The sequence below is a fragment of the Mycobacterium sp. NPDC050853 genome, from assembly GCF_040653875.1.
Lineage (GTDB): Bacteria > Actinomycetota > Actinomycetes > Mycobacteriales > Mycobacteriaceae > Mycobacterium.
Genome location: NZ_JBFAGW010000012.1, coordinates 1 through 14,159, shown reverse-complemented (window position 1 = coordinate 14,159; position 14,159 = coordinate 1). Strand labels below are relative to the sequence as shown.

Here is a 14,159-nt window from a genome sequence, read left to right as displayed (position 1 = left end):
GAGAGTGCATCCCGGCGGGCGTGGCGGGCACCGCGTGTCGTGCCACGGGCGTGACAGTCGATACGGTGCCCGCTTCCTGCCGTTTAGCTCACTTGACCGGGAAGATCACTCCGGTGAGTCCCTCAGACACCGACCACAGCCGGCGCTGCAAATCGAGGTCATAGGACTGCTCGCTCGATGCGACAACCTTGGGGTTCCCGCGTTGCTCGGCGAATCCGTCCGGGCCGTAGTACTGGCCGCCCAGGACGGCAGGGTCGGTGGCGGCTCGCAGAGTGGGAAGGGCGCCCATATCGGCGCCCTGGGTCAGCAGCGGAGCCACCACGCCGAAGATTGCGCGGACCCACAGCGGTGAGTTGCGTGCCAGCTCGGTGTTGGAGCCGCCCGGGTGCGCGGCCAGGGCGACGGTATTGGTGCCCACCAAGCGCCGCTGCAGTTCGTAGGTGAACAACAGATTGGCCAGCTTCGACTGCCCATACGCCGCCACCCGGTCGTAGCTGCGTTCCCACTGCAGATCATCGAAGTGGATGGCTGCGCGTAAACGGTGCCCGATGCTGGAGACGGTGACGACGCGTGACCCCTCGACCGGCAGTAGGCGATCCAGCAGCAGACCGGTGAAGGCGTAGTGGCCCAGGTGGTTGGTGCCGAACTGAAGCTCGAAGCCATCGGCGGTGGTGGACTTCTCCGTCCACATGACACCGGCATTGTTGATCAGCAGATCGATCTTCTCGTAGCGCGACTTGAGTTCGTCACTGGCTCGCTGAATGGAATCGAGTGATGACAGGTCCAATGTCTGCAGGGTGACGTCGGCACTCGAATGCGCCGCGGTGATCTCGTCGGCCGCGGCCTTTCCCTTCTCCGTATTGCGCACCGCGAGCACGACGTGGGCGCCGTGTGCGGCCAGTGCCTTGGCGGTTTCCAGCCCGAGGCCGGTGTTGGCGCCCGTGATGACCGCGACGCGGCCGGCCTGATCGGGTATGTCGGTGGTGTTCCATTTGGTTGTCGATGCCATGGGGATTCCTTGAGTAGTATTTCAGCAACCGGGGCGGTTACTCCGCTTACGAATATACGGAACGTACGCCCCGTTTTGTCAACACCCGGAGGACTGTGAGATGGATCAACCCGCCCGTCCCTTGCGCGCCGATGCCGCCCGCAACCGCGCGCGGGTGTTGGAAGTCGCTTATCAGACATTCGCCGAGGAGGGCCTTGGCGTCCCGATCGACGAGATCGCGCGGCGCGCGGGGGTAGGTGCCGGGACCGTCTACCGGCATTTTCCGGCCAAGGAGGACCTGTATCGCGCGGTCGCGGAGGATCAAATGGGCAGCGTGATTGGCAAGGGGCGCGAGCTGCTGGAATCTGCCAGTCCGGGTGAGGCGCTGTTCGGATTCTTGCGTGTGGTGATGGACTGGAGTAGCGCCGATCAAGGATTGGTGGACGCGTTATCGGGCGCTGGTATTGATGTTCAGGCACTCATACCGCATATCGAGGAGTCCTTCTACGCCGTCCTTGGTGACCTACTGCAGGCCGCACAGAAGGCGGGCACGGTGCGCCCCGATGTCGGTGTGCACGAGGTCAAGGCGCTCATGGTCGGTTGTCAGGCCATGCAGAGCTACAACAAGGAAGTCTCGCAGCAGGTGACCAACGTCGTGTTCGACGGGCTGCGGCCGCGCCGGTAGTCATGGGTGATTAGCTTCGATACCTTTAGTGGGTCGGAGGTAGCAAATGTTGATGCGTCGGTGGATGGCAGTCGCGGCAGCGCCGCTGCTGGTGACCGGGTGCTCGTACTTCGGGTCGCAGCACGCTGACGACTGGCGCGGTCGGACCGACGTGGATTCCGCGGAGCTGGCGATCAACACGGTGCTGCGGGATATCGATCCGTGCGGATTCGTGGACGCGGAATCGATCAAGGCCAAGATTCCGCGTGCGATCTCCTACGGATACGCCGAGGGTTTCGACCGGTGCACCCTTCGGCTCGGCGCGTACGACGGCGATTTCACCAGTGATGTCTCGGCGACCATCGGGTTCGATTTCACGCCTGATCCAGGTGGGATGGTGGAGCAGCCCACTGACGCGGTGCAGGTCGGCGGAATAACGATCATCCATATGTTGGGGCCGACTAGCAATCGCGGATGGTGCCGGTATGTCTTCAATCTGGGTGTCGGTGACGTTCCCGATCCGTCATCCCGTGGTGGCGTCGCCGATTTGATGAAGCGGGTGCGCGTCGAGGTGAGGGCCAGCCTGTCGAACGACCCGGGTCCGGGTCGGCCGATCTATCCCTGCAAGGAGGCGATCGCGATCGCCTCCGGGGCTGCGCAGATCAGGTCGCGGCAGCTGCCCGGCAGGTCCGATTCCGTTCCATTCCCCGCTGGGCAGGACCCGTGCGCGCTGTTTCCCGATCTGCGTGATTTCTCCAACTACAGTCCCGGCGGCACCGGAATGGGGAGGGGCCTATATGGCTGCCTATTTAGTTCTGGCCCGCCCGGCGACCCGAAGACACACAGGGTTCGGATGACGCTGCGGCCGGTGGACCCACATGAGCCCGACACCTCGTCGTACGGGGACGAGAGGCATTCGGTGGTCGAGCAGCGAGATGGTGTCGAGCTGCATGTCAGCACCGTCACTCGGAGGTACGACAAGCCGTTCTGCGAGGTCTACGTGTTCCTCGGTTCGGAATACCGGCCGACGTACTTCACGCCGGAAAGGGCTCGCCCGGAGGATGTTCGGGTGCCCGGTGCCGTATTGCGGGGAACTTCGTCCTGTGACGACATCAAGGACGTGGCCGCCGCGGCGGGTAAGCGATTCCGTCCATAAGAGCCGACAGGGCGGTTGTCCTCGGGGTATTGCATCCAGATCGACCTTGCACTCGCCATGTCCGAGTGCTAAAAATGGGATTGGCACTCACGACCGGTGAGTGCTAGGCCGGGACGGTGAGGCCGCAGCCCACACAGCTGCGTCCGTCCGTCGCGGGCACTGAGCCCGGCCAAGAACGTGCAACCCCCTATACGGAGGAATCACTTCGCAATGGCCAAGATAATTGCGTATGACGAAGAGGCTCGCCGCGGCCTGGAGCGGGGCCTTAACGCCCTCGCTGACGCGGTCAAGGTGACGCTGGGGCCCAAGGGTCGCAATGTCGTCTTGGAGAAGAAGTGGGGCGCCCCCACGATCACCAACGATGGTGTGTCCATCGCCAAGGAGATCGAGCTGGAGGACCCGTACGAGAAGATCGGCGCTGAGCTGGTCAAGGAAGTTGCCAAGAAGACCGACGACGTCGCAGGTGACGGCACCACTACCGCCACCGTGCTCGCTCAGGCTCTCGTGAAGGAAGGCCTGCGTAACGTTGCCGCCGGCGCCAACCCGCTCGGCCTGAAGCGCGGCATCGAGAAGGCAGTGGAAGCAATCACCACCGCCCTGCTCGCTTCTGCGAAGGAGATCGACACCAAGGAGCAGATCGCGGCCACGGCCGGTATCTCCGCGGGCGACCAGTCCATCGGCGATCTGATCGCCGAGGCCATGGACAAGGTTGGCAACGAGGGTGTCATCACCGTCGAGGAGTCCAACACCTTCGGCCTGCAGCTGGAGCTCACCGAAGGCATGCGCTTCGACAAGGGCTACATCTCGGGTTACTTCGTGACCGACGCCGAGCGTCAGGAAGCCGTCCTGGAGGATCCCTACATCCTGCTGGTCAGCTCCAAGGTGTCGACTGTCAAGGACCTGCTGCCCTTGCTGGAGAAGGTCATTCAGGCCGGCAAGCCGCTGCTGATTATTGCTGAAGACGTTGAGGGCGAAGCACTTTCGACCCTGGTCGTCAACAAGATCCGTGGCACCTTCAAGTCCGTCGCCGTCAAGGCCCCGGGCTTCGGAGATCGCCGTAAGGCAATGCTGCAGGACATCGCCATCCTCACCGGTGGCCAGGTCGTCAGCGAAGAGGTCGGCCTCTCCCTGGAGACCGCCGGCGTCGAGCTGCTCGGTACCGCGCGCAAGGTCGTCGTCACCAAGGACGAGACCACCGTCATCGAGGGTGCAGGCGATGCCGACGCGATCCAGGGCCGTGTGGCCCAGATCCGTGCCGAGATCGAGAACAGCGACTCCGACTACGACCGCGAGAAGCTGCAGGAGCGCCTGGCCAAGCTGGCCGGCGGTGTTGCGGTGATCAAGGCCGGAGCTGCCACCGAGGTGGAGCTCAAGGAGCGCAAGCACCGCATCGAGGACGCCGTTCGTAACGCGAAGGCCGCCGTCGAAGAGGGCATCGTCGCCGGTGGTGGCGTCGCCCTGCTGCAGGCTGCCCCCGCGCTGGATGCGCTCTCGCTCGAGGGTGACGAGGCCACGGGTGCCAACATCGTGCGTGTGGCGCTGTCGGCTCCGCTGAAGCAGATCGCCTTCAACGGTGGTCTGGAGCCGGGTGTCGTCGCAGAGAAGGTCGCGAACCTTCCTGCGGGCCACGGCCTCAACGCGGCGACCAACGTGTACGAGGATCTACTCGCGGCCGGCGTTGCCGACCCCGTGAAGGTGACCCGCTCGGCGCTGCAGAACGCAGCGTCGATCGCGGCACTGTTCCTCACCACCGAGGCCGTCGTTGCCGACAAGCCGGAGAAGTCGGCCGCACCTGCGGGCGACCCGACCGGTGGCATGGGCGGTATGGACTTCTAAGTCCCCCAACGGAAAAGGCCCGGTCTGCATCACGCAGGCCGGGCCTCTTTCGTTTTCGGGAGCGTCTTCGCTTACACCGGTGGCGGTGCGATGACGCCTCCGGTGAGACGCCGGTAGGTGTAGGCGTGCATCAGAGCGCATACAGCCATGGCGAACGGCAGGAAAATGATTCCACCCAATCCGCAGGTGATCCCAGTGGCGAGTGCCGCGGCAAATGCGATCCCGATCGCGATGAGGTCGACAAGGAGCACAGAACCTACGTTGCTCTTGACCAATTCGATACCTGCTTTTACAGCGGCAAGACCGGACAGTCCACGCTCCAACGCGAAGTAGCCGGTGAACTGGGTGAACACAAACACCGCAATTCCCACGACGAGCGACAGCAGGCCGGCCAGGAGGATTAGAGGAATACTCCCGGTAAGGGCCGCGCCGAACGAGATCAACTGCGTCACAAAGCCTGGGACGGCGGTCAACACCACGGCTCCGGCGAACTGGCCAAAATTCCGGAACTGGAAGAAACTGCCGAACCCAACGGGTCTACCGTCGGCTATCTCAAGATTCGCGCCGACGAGGCAGTTCATTGCGACTAGTCCAACAGCAATCGCCACAATGGTGGTGAACAACGAGACGACCGGGGACGTCGCGGTGTACACGGCGAGTACATCGTCTGAGTCAGGCACCGCCACCATGCTCGTGCCGACCGCCTGGATCAGTACCTGCGGGATGGCAATGATCAACATCCAGACGATGTATGGGGGAACGATCGTGCCGAAGCGTTTGGTGACTTGAGCCCACGACCAGCTCCACGCCTCGCCGGCTGAGAACGGGCCCTGTGGCGGCCACGGCGCCTGCGGCGGTGGGTAGCCGTATCCGGCGGGCGGGTATCCGGCAGGCGGCGGTGGGAACTGTCCACCTGGGTACTGAGGAGCTCCCGGAGGACCTGCCTGATACCCGGGCTGCGGGGCATATCCCGGCGGCGGACCGGGCTGGAATCCGGGCGGGGGTGCCTGCGGATATCCCGGTGGCGGCTGATTCGGGTTGTACGCGGAGGGATCGCCCGATGCGGGCGGTTCTTGCGGTGGGTAAGTCACCAAATAAGGCTAGCAGCGGATGTGTTTGCTGGATGAGATATGTGCAGTATGGCCAAAGGTGTGTTCTGGTGCGCGATCTCGACCGGTAGGGGTGGCCTTGCGTCGCTCACGCGTTGGCCTGAGTCATTGCCCGGATTGCCCTGCCGTACCGCGGCGCCGGGGTCGGGCGGAATCTGTTCTGCTGACATCGCCGACTCTCGACGCCGGGCGTGATGTCAACCACTAATTGCATTGTTTTCCAACGGTTTACCCGCCGCGAGCTCGGCAGTCGCACATTCGCGCCGCGGGTGCCCGAAACGGGTTTCACGTTCTCGGGAACTTTTCACGAGCCTGGCTCGACTCTTCCTTTAGTCGCATCAGTTGGCCGATCAGCACAAAGAACAGGGAGTCGATGACGCTCAACGTGAAGGGCGAGGGACTGGGGGCGCACGTCACAGGGATCGATCCGGGGAACCTGGAGGGCATCACCACACAGGAGATCCGCGAACTCGTCTACCGGAACAAGCTCGTCGTCCTCAAGGACGTACATCCCTCACCCGAGGAATTCATCCAGCTCGGACGGTTGCTCGGCGAGATCGTGCCCTATTACGAGCCCGTGTATCACCACCAGGATCACCCGGAGATCTTCGTGTCTTCAACCGAAGAGGGCCAAGGGGTTCCGCGGACCGGTGCGTTCTGGCATGTCGACTACATGTTTATGCCGAAGCCGTTCGCGTTCTCCATGGTGGTGCCGCTGGCGGTGCCGGGGCGCGACCGCGGCACGTATTTCATCGATCTCAACAAGGTGTGGGAATCGTTGCCCGCCAAGACAAAGGACGCGGCGCTGGGGACATTCAGCACGCATACCCCACGGCGCTACATCAAGATCCGCCCGAGCGATGTCTACCGGCCCATCGGGGAAATCCTGGCAGAGATCGAGCAGATCACGCCACCACAGAAATGGCCGACGGTGATCAAGCACCCGAAGACCGGGGAAGAGATCCTCTATATCTGCGAGGCCGGTACCGAAACGATCGAGGACGGTAATGGGGGACCCATGGACGCAGTGCTGCTCCGGCAGCTGCTAGAGGCGTCGGGACAGCTCGACCCCGATTATGCATCGCCGTTTATCCACACTCAGCACTACGAGGTGGGGGATATTGTTTTGTGGGACAACCGGTCCCTGGTGCACCGCGCGAAGCACGGGACGGCGTCGGGCACGCTGACGACCCATCGCCTCACCATGCTGGACGGCCTCGAGACGCCGGGATTCGCGGCGTGAGTGCGGTCGCGGCCACCCTGTCGGTACAGACCGGGTTGCCTTCTGCGGGCATGGCCCCCATCGCCGAGGATCTCCTCAGCAGGGTCCTCGAGCCGTATTCGTACAAGGGATGCCGCTATCTCGCCGACGCGGAGTACGGAGTCACTGCCGACGCGGTCCACGCGCAGGGAAACTTCGCGATCAACGAGTCTGCCTATATCCGGAGCACTGGGCATTTCAACGCCGTGGAGCTCGTGCTGTGTTTCAACCAGCTGGCGTACAGCGCATTCGCTCAAAGTGTTGTCAACGACGATATCTGGGCATTCCGGGGCTGGTCGGTCGACGACTACTGCCAAAACCAACTCGCCAGCATGTTGATCAAGAGCACGTCATCGCGATTCCGGCGGCTGGTCAATGCGCAGCAGTTCTCCGCACGCTTACAGGCCCGCGACTTTCATATCGTCGAACGGTCGTGGCGTTACCTCCAGTTCCACAGCACCATCGAGTTCTGGGACCAGGACGGAGGATCCGCGGCCGGAGAGTTCGACATCGCGGTCCTCAACATCCCGTAGCCGCCGACAGGAAGCACACTTCACCGCCATGTCTCAGCGACCGCCCACCGTGCTGGAACGGGTCTTCAGCCAGGCTCGAGCCCAACCGAATTCAATTGCGTTGCGCCGCAGCGACGGCACCGGTGCCGTCAGCTACGGTCAGCTCGTCGTTGCGGTCGGAAGGCTTGCCGCGAGACTTCGTGCCGAGTCGGTTACCCGGGGATCCCGTGTTGTGGTTCTGTCCGACGACGGACCCGAGACATATCTCTCGGTACTGGCGTGCGCACAGCTCGGGGCCATCGCCGTCATGGTGGACAACACCCTGCCCCCGGCGGCCATCGCGCGCTTCTGTGAGATCACGGCCCCGACCGCGATCCTTCCGGCGACTACGGGTGCTGCTGCAGAGGAGGATGCCGCGGATAGTTCCCCGAATGGCGAAACAGATTGGGTTACAGGGCAAGCAGACGACGCGCTCGCCATGATCTTCACCAGTGGCACAACCGGCGAACCGAAGGCCGTGGTGCTTCCCAACCGTACGTTCTTCGCCATCCCCGATATCCTGCGTGACGAGGGATTGAGCTGGATCGACTGGGTGACGGGGGAGACGACCTACTCTCCGTTACCCGCGACGCATATCGGGGGGCTCTGGTGGATCCTCAACGGGCTGATGCATGGCGCATCGTGTATCACCGGTGGTGAGGGCTGGGCATCGCTGCGGGAGCTGCTCGTCACGAACGAGGTGGCCACGGCGTGCCTGGTGCCAACCCTCCTCACCAGGTTGGTGTCCGAGCTCAAGGTCACCGGCGTCGAAATTCCTTCCTTGCGGTTGATTGCGTATGGCGGCTCACGGGCAATCCCGGCCGATGTGCAGTTCATCGAAGCAGCGGGGGTGCGCACGGCCCAGGTCTACGGTCTGAGCGAAACCGGCTGTACCGCACTGTGCCTGCCGACCGATGGCGAGTCGATCGCCAGGATCGAGGAGGGTGCCGTCGGACGCCCGTATCCGGGGGTGCAGACCTTTCTGTCCGATGACGAGTCCGGTGGGCCGATCCGCGGCGGAGCCTCTGCTTCTTACGGCACATTGTGGATCAAGTCGCCCGCGAACATGCTGGGGTACTGGAACAATGCCGATCGCACCCGGAAGGTACTGGCCGACGGATGGGTGAACACCGGCGACCTGGTGGAGCGCCGTGACGATGGCTTCTTCTACATCAGGGGACGCTCCTCGGAGATAATCATCTCCGGAGGAGTCAACGTGGTACCCGACGAGGTTGACCGGATTGCCGAAAGCATTGCGGGCGTTCGCGAAGCCGCGTGCTATGAGATACCGGATGAGGAGTTCGGGGCACTCGTCGGGTTGGCGGTGGTGTCCGCCGTACAGCTCGACGGGCCGGGCACAGCCGAGCTCAAGCGGCGGATCGCAGCCAACTATCGGCGCGAGTCGGAGTCGATGGCCAGACCGGCCACCATCGCCCTTGTCGAGGATATCCCTCGGACGAAGTCAGGCAAGGTCATGCGTTCGTCATTGGCCGCCATGGTGATTGGAGCGCCGTCACGTGCCTGACACCACGCGGAACCGGATCCTGGCGGCAGTCTGCGAGGTGCTGTACATCTCGGAATCGGAACTCTTCGACGGTGACGTCACCGACCTGCGCGACCTGGGGCTCGATTCGGTTCGGTTCGTGCTCTTGATGAAGCAGCTTGGTGTGGCTCGCGGATCCGGACTGCAGAAGTGTCTGGTGGCAGACCTATCCATCGCAGGCTGGACCCGGGTACTCGAGCAGCCCCAGCGGGAGCATGCCACATGACGGTGGCGATGGAACCTCGAGTGGACCGTGTGCCGTTGAGCAGGTCCCAGCAGAACATGTACAACGGCGCGCTGCAGGCCGACGATCCCGGGTTGTATCTGATTGGGAAGAGCTATCGGTTCCACCCGCTCGAGGTGCCGGTGTTCCTGTCCGCTTTGGAAGCGTCGATCGCCGCGAACCCCGTCCAGCTCTGCGTCATGGAGGCGGCGCAGGAGGGAACAGACTACCCAGAACTGGTGCAGCGTTTGCAGTTCAGCGACATTGTGTCGGTGGTTCCGGCCGGAGCGGATCAGACGTTTGGGTCCACAGGCGAGCTGGTGCACAGGTGGTCCCAGGATCTCGTCACCAAGCCGCTCGTACGCTATACCGTGCGCACCGAGGCGGACGGGCGGGTGTCGGGGCTCGATATCCATGCGCACCATCTGCTGCTCGATGGCGGCGCCATGGGGATGATCGAGACAGATCTCGGCCAGCGTCTCGCGCGGACCTGTGAGTCCGAAGTTCCTTGTATCAGTGAGGGTCTTGCGAAGCTCTCGGCAGCACACAGCCGCGAGACGAAAAGGACGGATGAATCGCTGCAGCGATTCGCCGAGACGATTCAGCGTGAGCTTGCCGATGCGTCGCGAGACGGCGGACACGGACAGAGCCTGGGCGACGCACCGTTGGGCGCGGCCAAGGGCGTCCTGCGCGAATCGGTCACCCTGTCGGGCAAGGTATTCGACGCGATTGAGGCGCTCTCCGAGGCCAAACAGGTGCCGCTGAACATCCTGGTGGCCACGGCCTCGGTTGCGGTGGACGCGAGTCTGCGGCAGAGCACAGCAACGCTGTTGGTCCACGCGGTGGACAACAGGTTCGGCGATCCCGACCTGGAAGTTGCGACCTGCCTGGTCAATTCGATCGCACATCCCGTCCGTTTCCCGGCCTTTGCGTCCGTGCGGGATGTCGTGCGTGCGCTCGATCGAGACTATGTCAAGGCGTCGAGACGCCGGTGGCTCCGCGAGGAACAGTACCGCCGAATGTACTTGGCAATAAACAGGACATCGCATGTCGAATCGTTAACCTTCAACTTCATCCGCGAGACATGTGCACCTGCCCTACGCCCGTTTTTGTCGGCCGCACCATATGCGACGGATATCGGCCCGGTGGAGGGTATGACCGTGTCGTGCGTATTGGACGAGGACCACCGCACCCTCACCCTGTCCATCTGGCACCGAGCGGACCTGCCCGAGGTGGCCGCACACCCGTGGGTTGCCGAGCGCATCGCCGCGGCGCTCGGCTCGATGGAATCCATGTGGCACAAGCCCATTGCCCTGACCGTGAACGAATGGTTCGGGATCGGCGCCGACGGCACCCGGCGTAGAGGCGATGATTGCTTGCCGACAGAGTCTGCGACGGCGCCCGCTTGGTTCCTGGACACCACCGGTGGTGTGGAACAGTTCCTGCACCGGCGGCGATTCGTCGAGCCTTGGATTGCGTGGCTGGTGGGCGATGGCGTCGCGCCGGGTGACATCGTGGTCTGTGTCGACGACGACACCGACCAGGCCATCGATCTCCTGATCGCATGCCATCTCGTCGGCTGTGGATACAGCGTGTGCGACAGCTCGGAAGAGCTGCCCCTGCGCGCCGATTCGATTTTCGAACATGGCGGTGGAGCCGCGGTACGGGTAGTCGACGTCACCGCGGACCTGACCGCGGTGGATCTGGACGGTGAACTACAGCGGCTCGTCGACGAGCGCGTCGACCGGCTGGCGCGTGACGGCGATCTAGGCACCAGGACGGCGTACATCATGGCGACCTCGGGGTCGACTGGGCGGCCTAAACTTGTGCCGGTTTCTCACGGTGCGCTCGCGCTGTTCGTCGGCGCGATCAGAGATGCCTACGGCTGGGGGGCGCAGGACAGCATTCTCCAATGTGCGCCACTGACATCGGATATCAGCGTCGAGGAAATCTTCGGTGCCGCGGTCTGTGGATCGCGGCTGGTCCGTTCCGCCGCAATGAAATCCGGTGACCTGGGCGCACTCACCCGGGATATCCGTGAGCACAAGCCAACCCTGATCGACCTGCCGACCGCCGTGTGGCACCTGCTGTGTGAGGACGCCAAGGCGCTGGCCGTAATCGGTGCTTCTGGTCTGCGTCAGGTTGTCGTTGGCGGTGAGGCCATCCGTTCCAGTGCGGTCGACAAGTGGATAGCGTCCGCTGCTTCCCGGGATGTCTCACTGATCTCGACCTACGGGCCGACCGAAACCACAGTCGTCGTCACGTATCTGCCCATCGCAGGTGAGCAACCCGGAGACGGTACCGAGCGGCTCCGGGTGGGACTGCCGGTCGTACCCAACACAGTCTTCGTCGCTTTCGGCGAAGTGGTCATCGTGGGAAACACCGTTTCGGCGGGTTATCTCGGGACACAGAGCGATGGCTTCGGTGTGGTGAGCACCGCCGCCGGCGCGTCTCATCGGGCATTCGCCACGGCGGACCGCGTGGTGTTCGACGAGGACGGTTTCCCCGTCTTCGCTGGGCGCCGCGATGCGATCGTGAAGATCTCCGGTAAGCGGATTGACACTGCCGAGGTGATCCGCCGCATCTCCGCGGACCCTGCGGTCGCCGATATCGGCGTGGGACCGCACAACGGCGCCCTCGCGGTGTGGTTCCGGGCCCGGAGCCTTCGTAAAGACCTGGAGGAGAACGAGGTAGCAGTGCGGATCAGACGCCTGCTGGTGAGCCTCGGTGTCTCGTCATTCTTCGTGGTGGGTGTGCCGAGCATTCCGCGTTTGCCGAACGGCAAAGTCGACAATGACGGCCTGCGGGCGATACCGCAATTCGTGGACGCCATACCGGACGAGGCGGAGACCGGGGAGACTGCCGCGGGACTCGCACGGATCTGGAGCCGACATCTCGGACGGGTGATTCACGCGGAGTCGTCGCTCCTGGCTGAGGGGATCGGCTCACTCGATCTCATCAGAATCCTCCCGGACACCCGCAGGTATCTCGGCCGCCAGCTCTCCGTCCTGGACCTGATCAGTGCCGACAGTGCTGCCTACCTTGCCGCGGCGGGTGCGGCGGCCGAGGAGCTCGCGGCCACAGAAACCGCAACCGAGATAGCCGCGGACCTCGAACGACTGATGGCGAGTCGACACGTTACGTCGTTGAACAGCAGTAACTCTCAAGACCACCGCGACGGACCAATCGTGGTGCTGGGTGCATCGGGGATCGTTGGAACCGGGTTCGCCCGCGCGGTGCTCGACCTGAAACGGGGACACGTGCTGCGCCCCGATGTGATCTTGGTGACGAGGTCAGAGCTCCCCGACAGTGGACCCTGGCCCGCCCTCCGGGACGTCGCCGGTGTCCGGGTTCAGCATGCCGGGCCCGGGTTCGGCCCGGGGGCACTGGACGCGCTGATGTGCGAGACCGGTGCCCGCACCCTGGTCAACTGCATCGGAAACACGAACATGCTGGCGCCCTACCGGGATATCCGAGATGCCAACGTGAAGTGGGTCTCTGCGGCCGCGCAGGTGTGTGCGGACCGCGGCGCTCGGTTGGTTCATATGTCGACGTTCGTCGTCAACGCGGACGCCGCGGATGCACGCGTCACCGATCCGCGTGAAGCCGTCTATCCCTATGCGGCGTCCAAGGCGCTGGCCGAACTGATTGTCGCGGGGGCGCCGGGCGGGCTCGACTTCACGCTCGTGCGGCTGCCCCGGGTGCTCGGTGAGGCCGGCCAGTTGGGCGACGGTGCCGACGTGTTGGTGTCGATCGTCGATGCATGTATGGCCTTGCGGTCCTTCCCTTCTGTGGCGCTGACCGAGGAGGTCACCACGGGCAGTGTCGCGGCGAAGTCCATCCTCGGCAGGGTGGGAGAACCGTCCGCACTCGGCCGGGGCATCATCGTGGTGCGCGGCATGGCCGTTCCGTACGCTGAATTCCTCGGCGGGTTCGGTCTTGACGAACTCGAACTCCGGGAATGGAAGCGCCGACTGGACCTCAGCGATTGGGCCAAACGGAATCCGCGGAGATGGTCTGTGATCGACGCTTGGTCGGGCCTCGGGATGAGGCTCGGCTCCCGCACCTATGCGGACTATCTTGCCGAGTATCCGACCATTTCCCTCGGCGCAGCGCCCGTGACGGAGCTCGCCGCGGTCCCGGAGTCGATCCGGGATCTGCTCGCGCAGGGACGTTCTCGATGACCGAAATGCACTCAGAGGAGGAGAACTCGCGATGAACCTCAACGTCGTTCCCGAGGGACTGGCCGCCGCCAGTGCCGCGGTCGAGGCCCTGACCGCACGGCTTGCTGCGGTTCATGCCGCTGCCGCGCCCGTGATCAGCATGGTGGTGCCACCGGCCGCTGACCCCGTATCGATCCAGAGTGCGGCGGTGTTCAGCGCTCATGGGGTCGAGCGCAGTGGCGCCGGCACCGGTGCCGTCTACGAGCTGGGCCGGGCAGGGGTGGGGGTCACCGAGGCCGCCACGAGTTACACCGTTGGCGATATGCAGGCCGCCGCAACGTATATGCCGGGAATCGCATAGAGATCGTTCCAACACAACATGATTGAGGAGAGGTTCATATGAGTTTGCTTGATGCACACATTCCGGCTTTGGTGGCCGCTGAGGGCACCTTCGGGGCCAAGACCGCACTGATGCGTTCCACGATTTCCCAAGCCGAGACCGCCGCGATGTCCGCACAGGCCTTCCACGTCGGGGAATCCTCGCTGGCCTTCCAGGCCGCACACGCCCGGTTCGTGGAAGTCGCCGCCAAAGTCAACGCCCTACTCGATATCGCCCAGCTCAACCTCGGTGATGCCGCCGCAACCTACGTCGCCGAAGACGCCGC

12 protein-coding genes are annotated in these 14,159 nt (G+C 63.8%); 10 read left to right on the top strand and 2 right to left on the bottom strand.

From position 1 onward, the window contains the following. Nucleotides 1-88: 88 nt before the first annotated feature. Nucleotides 89-1,009: an SDR family NAD(P)-dependent oxidoreductase gene (locus tag AB0H22_RS24335; protein WP_358149719.1), complete on the bottom strand. Its 921-nt coding sequence runs from the start codon at nucleotides 1,007-1,009 to the stop codon at nucleotides 89-91. Between the two features lie 100 nt (nucleotides 1,010-1,109). On the opposite strand from AB0H22_RS24335, the gene AB0H22_RS24330 reads away from it, so the two are divergent. From AB0H22_RS24330 to groL, 3 genes are all read left to right on the top strand, one after another. Further along, nucleotides 1,110-1,673 (top strand): TetR/AcrR family transcriptional regulator, encoded by a 564-nt coding sequence (locus tag AB0H22_RS24330; protein WP_180750931.1) that lies wholly within the window; start codon nucleotides 1,110-1,112, stop codon nucleotides 1,671-1,673. Nucleotides 1,674-1,719: 46 nt separating this feature from the next. Then, complete coding sequence (locus AB0H22_RS24325; protein ID WP_358149716.1) at nucleotides 1,720-2,808, top strand: hypothetical protein; 1,089 nt, start codon at nucleotides 1,720-1,722, stop codon at nucleotides 2,806-2,808. A gap of 210 nt (nucleotides 2,809-3,018) precedes the next feature. Beyond that, a complete protein-coding gene (gene groL, locus AB0H22_RS24320; RefSeq protein ID WP_180750933.1) occupies nucleotides 3,019-4,644 on the top strand; it encodes a chaperonin GroEL in 1,626 nt (541 codons plus the stop codon). A gap of 71 nt (nucleotides 4,645-4,715) precedes the next feature. Here groL and AB0H22_RS24315 read toward each other — a convergent pair whose 3' ends face one another. After that, nucleotides 4,716-5,735, bottom strand: a complete 1,020-nt coding sequence (locus AB0H22_RS24315; protein WP_180750934.1) for a hypothetical protein — start codon at nucleotides 5,733-5,735, stop codon at nucleotides 4,716-4,718. A 391-nt stretch (nucleotides 5,736-6,126) separates the two neighbouring features. Between AB0H22_RS24315 and AB0H22_RS24310 the strand changes: the two genes are divergently transcribed. The 7 genes from AB0H22_RS24310 to AB0H22_RS24280 form a co-directional block, all read left to right on the top strand. After that, the gene (locus AB0H22_RS24310; protein WP_358149713.1) at nucleotides 6,127-6,996 is read left to right on the top strand and encodes a TauD/TfdA family dioxygenase; all 870 of its coding nucleotides are present in this window, start codon (nucleotides 6,127-6,129) and stop codon (nucleotides 6,994-6,996) included. Then, entirely contained in the window at nucleotides 6,993-7,547 is a 555-nt protein-coding gene (locus AB0H22_RS24305) for an FcoT family thioesterase (RefSeq protein WP_180750936.1), read from the top strand. The genes AB0H22_RS24310 and AB0H22_RS24305 overlap by 4 nt, the downstream gene beginning before the upstream one ends. A gap of 28 nt (nucleotides 7,548-7,575) precedes the next feature. Continuing rightward, on the top strand, nucleotides 7,576-9,090 hold the full coding sequence (locus tag AB0H22_RS24300; protein WP_358149710.1) for an AMP-binding protein: 1,515 nt from the start codon (nucleotides 7,576-7,578) through the stop codon (nucleotides 9,088-9,090). Further along, nucleotides 9,083-9,334, top strand: coding sequence for an acyl carrier protein (locus tag AB0H22_RS24295; RefSeq protein ID WP_180750938.1), 252 nt, complete (start codon nucleotides 9,083-9,085; stop codon nucleotides 9,332-9,334). The genes AB0H22_RS24300 and AB0H22_RS24295 overlap by 8 nt, the downstream gene beginning before the upstream one ends. Then, nucleotides 9,331-13,515, top strand: coding sequence for an AMP-binding protein (locus AB0H22_RS24290; protein WP_358149707.1), 4,185 nt, complete (start codon nucleotides 9,331-9,333; stop codon nucleotides 13,513-13,515). Before AB0H22_RS24295 ends, AB0H22_RS24290 begins: the two co-directional genes overlap by 4 nt. A 31-nt stretch (nucleotides 13,516-13,546) precedes the next feature. Then, nucleotides 13,547-13,855, top strand: a complete 309-nt coding sequence (locus AB0H22_RS24285; RefSeq protein ID WP_180750940.1) for a PE family protein — start codon at nucleotides 13,547-13,549, stop codon at nucleotides 13,853-13,855. A 38-nt stretch (nucleotides 13,856-13,893) separates the two neighbouring features. Further along, a partial coding sequence (locus AB0H22_RS24280) for a type VII secretion protein EsxS (protein ID WP_358149704.1) occupies nucleotides 13,894-14,159 on the top strand: 266 nt, incomplete at its 3' end.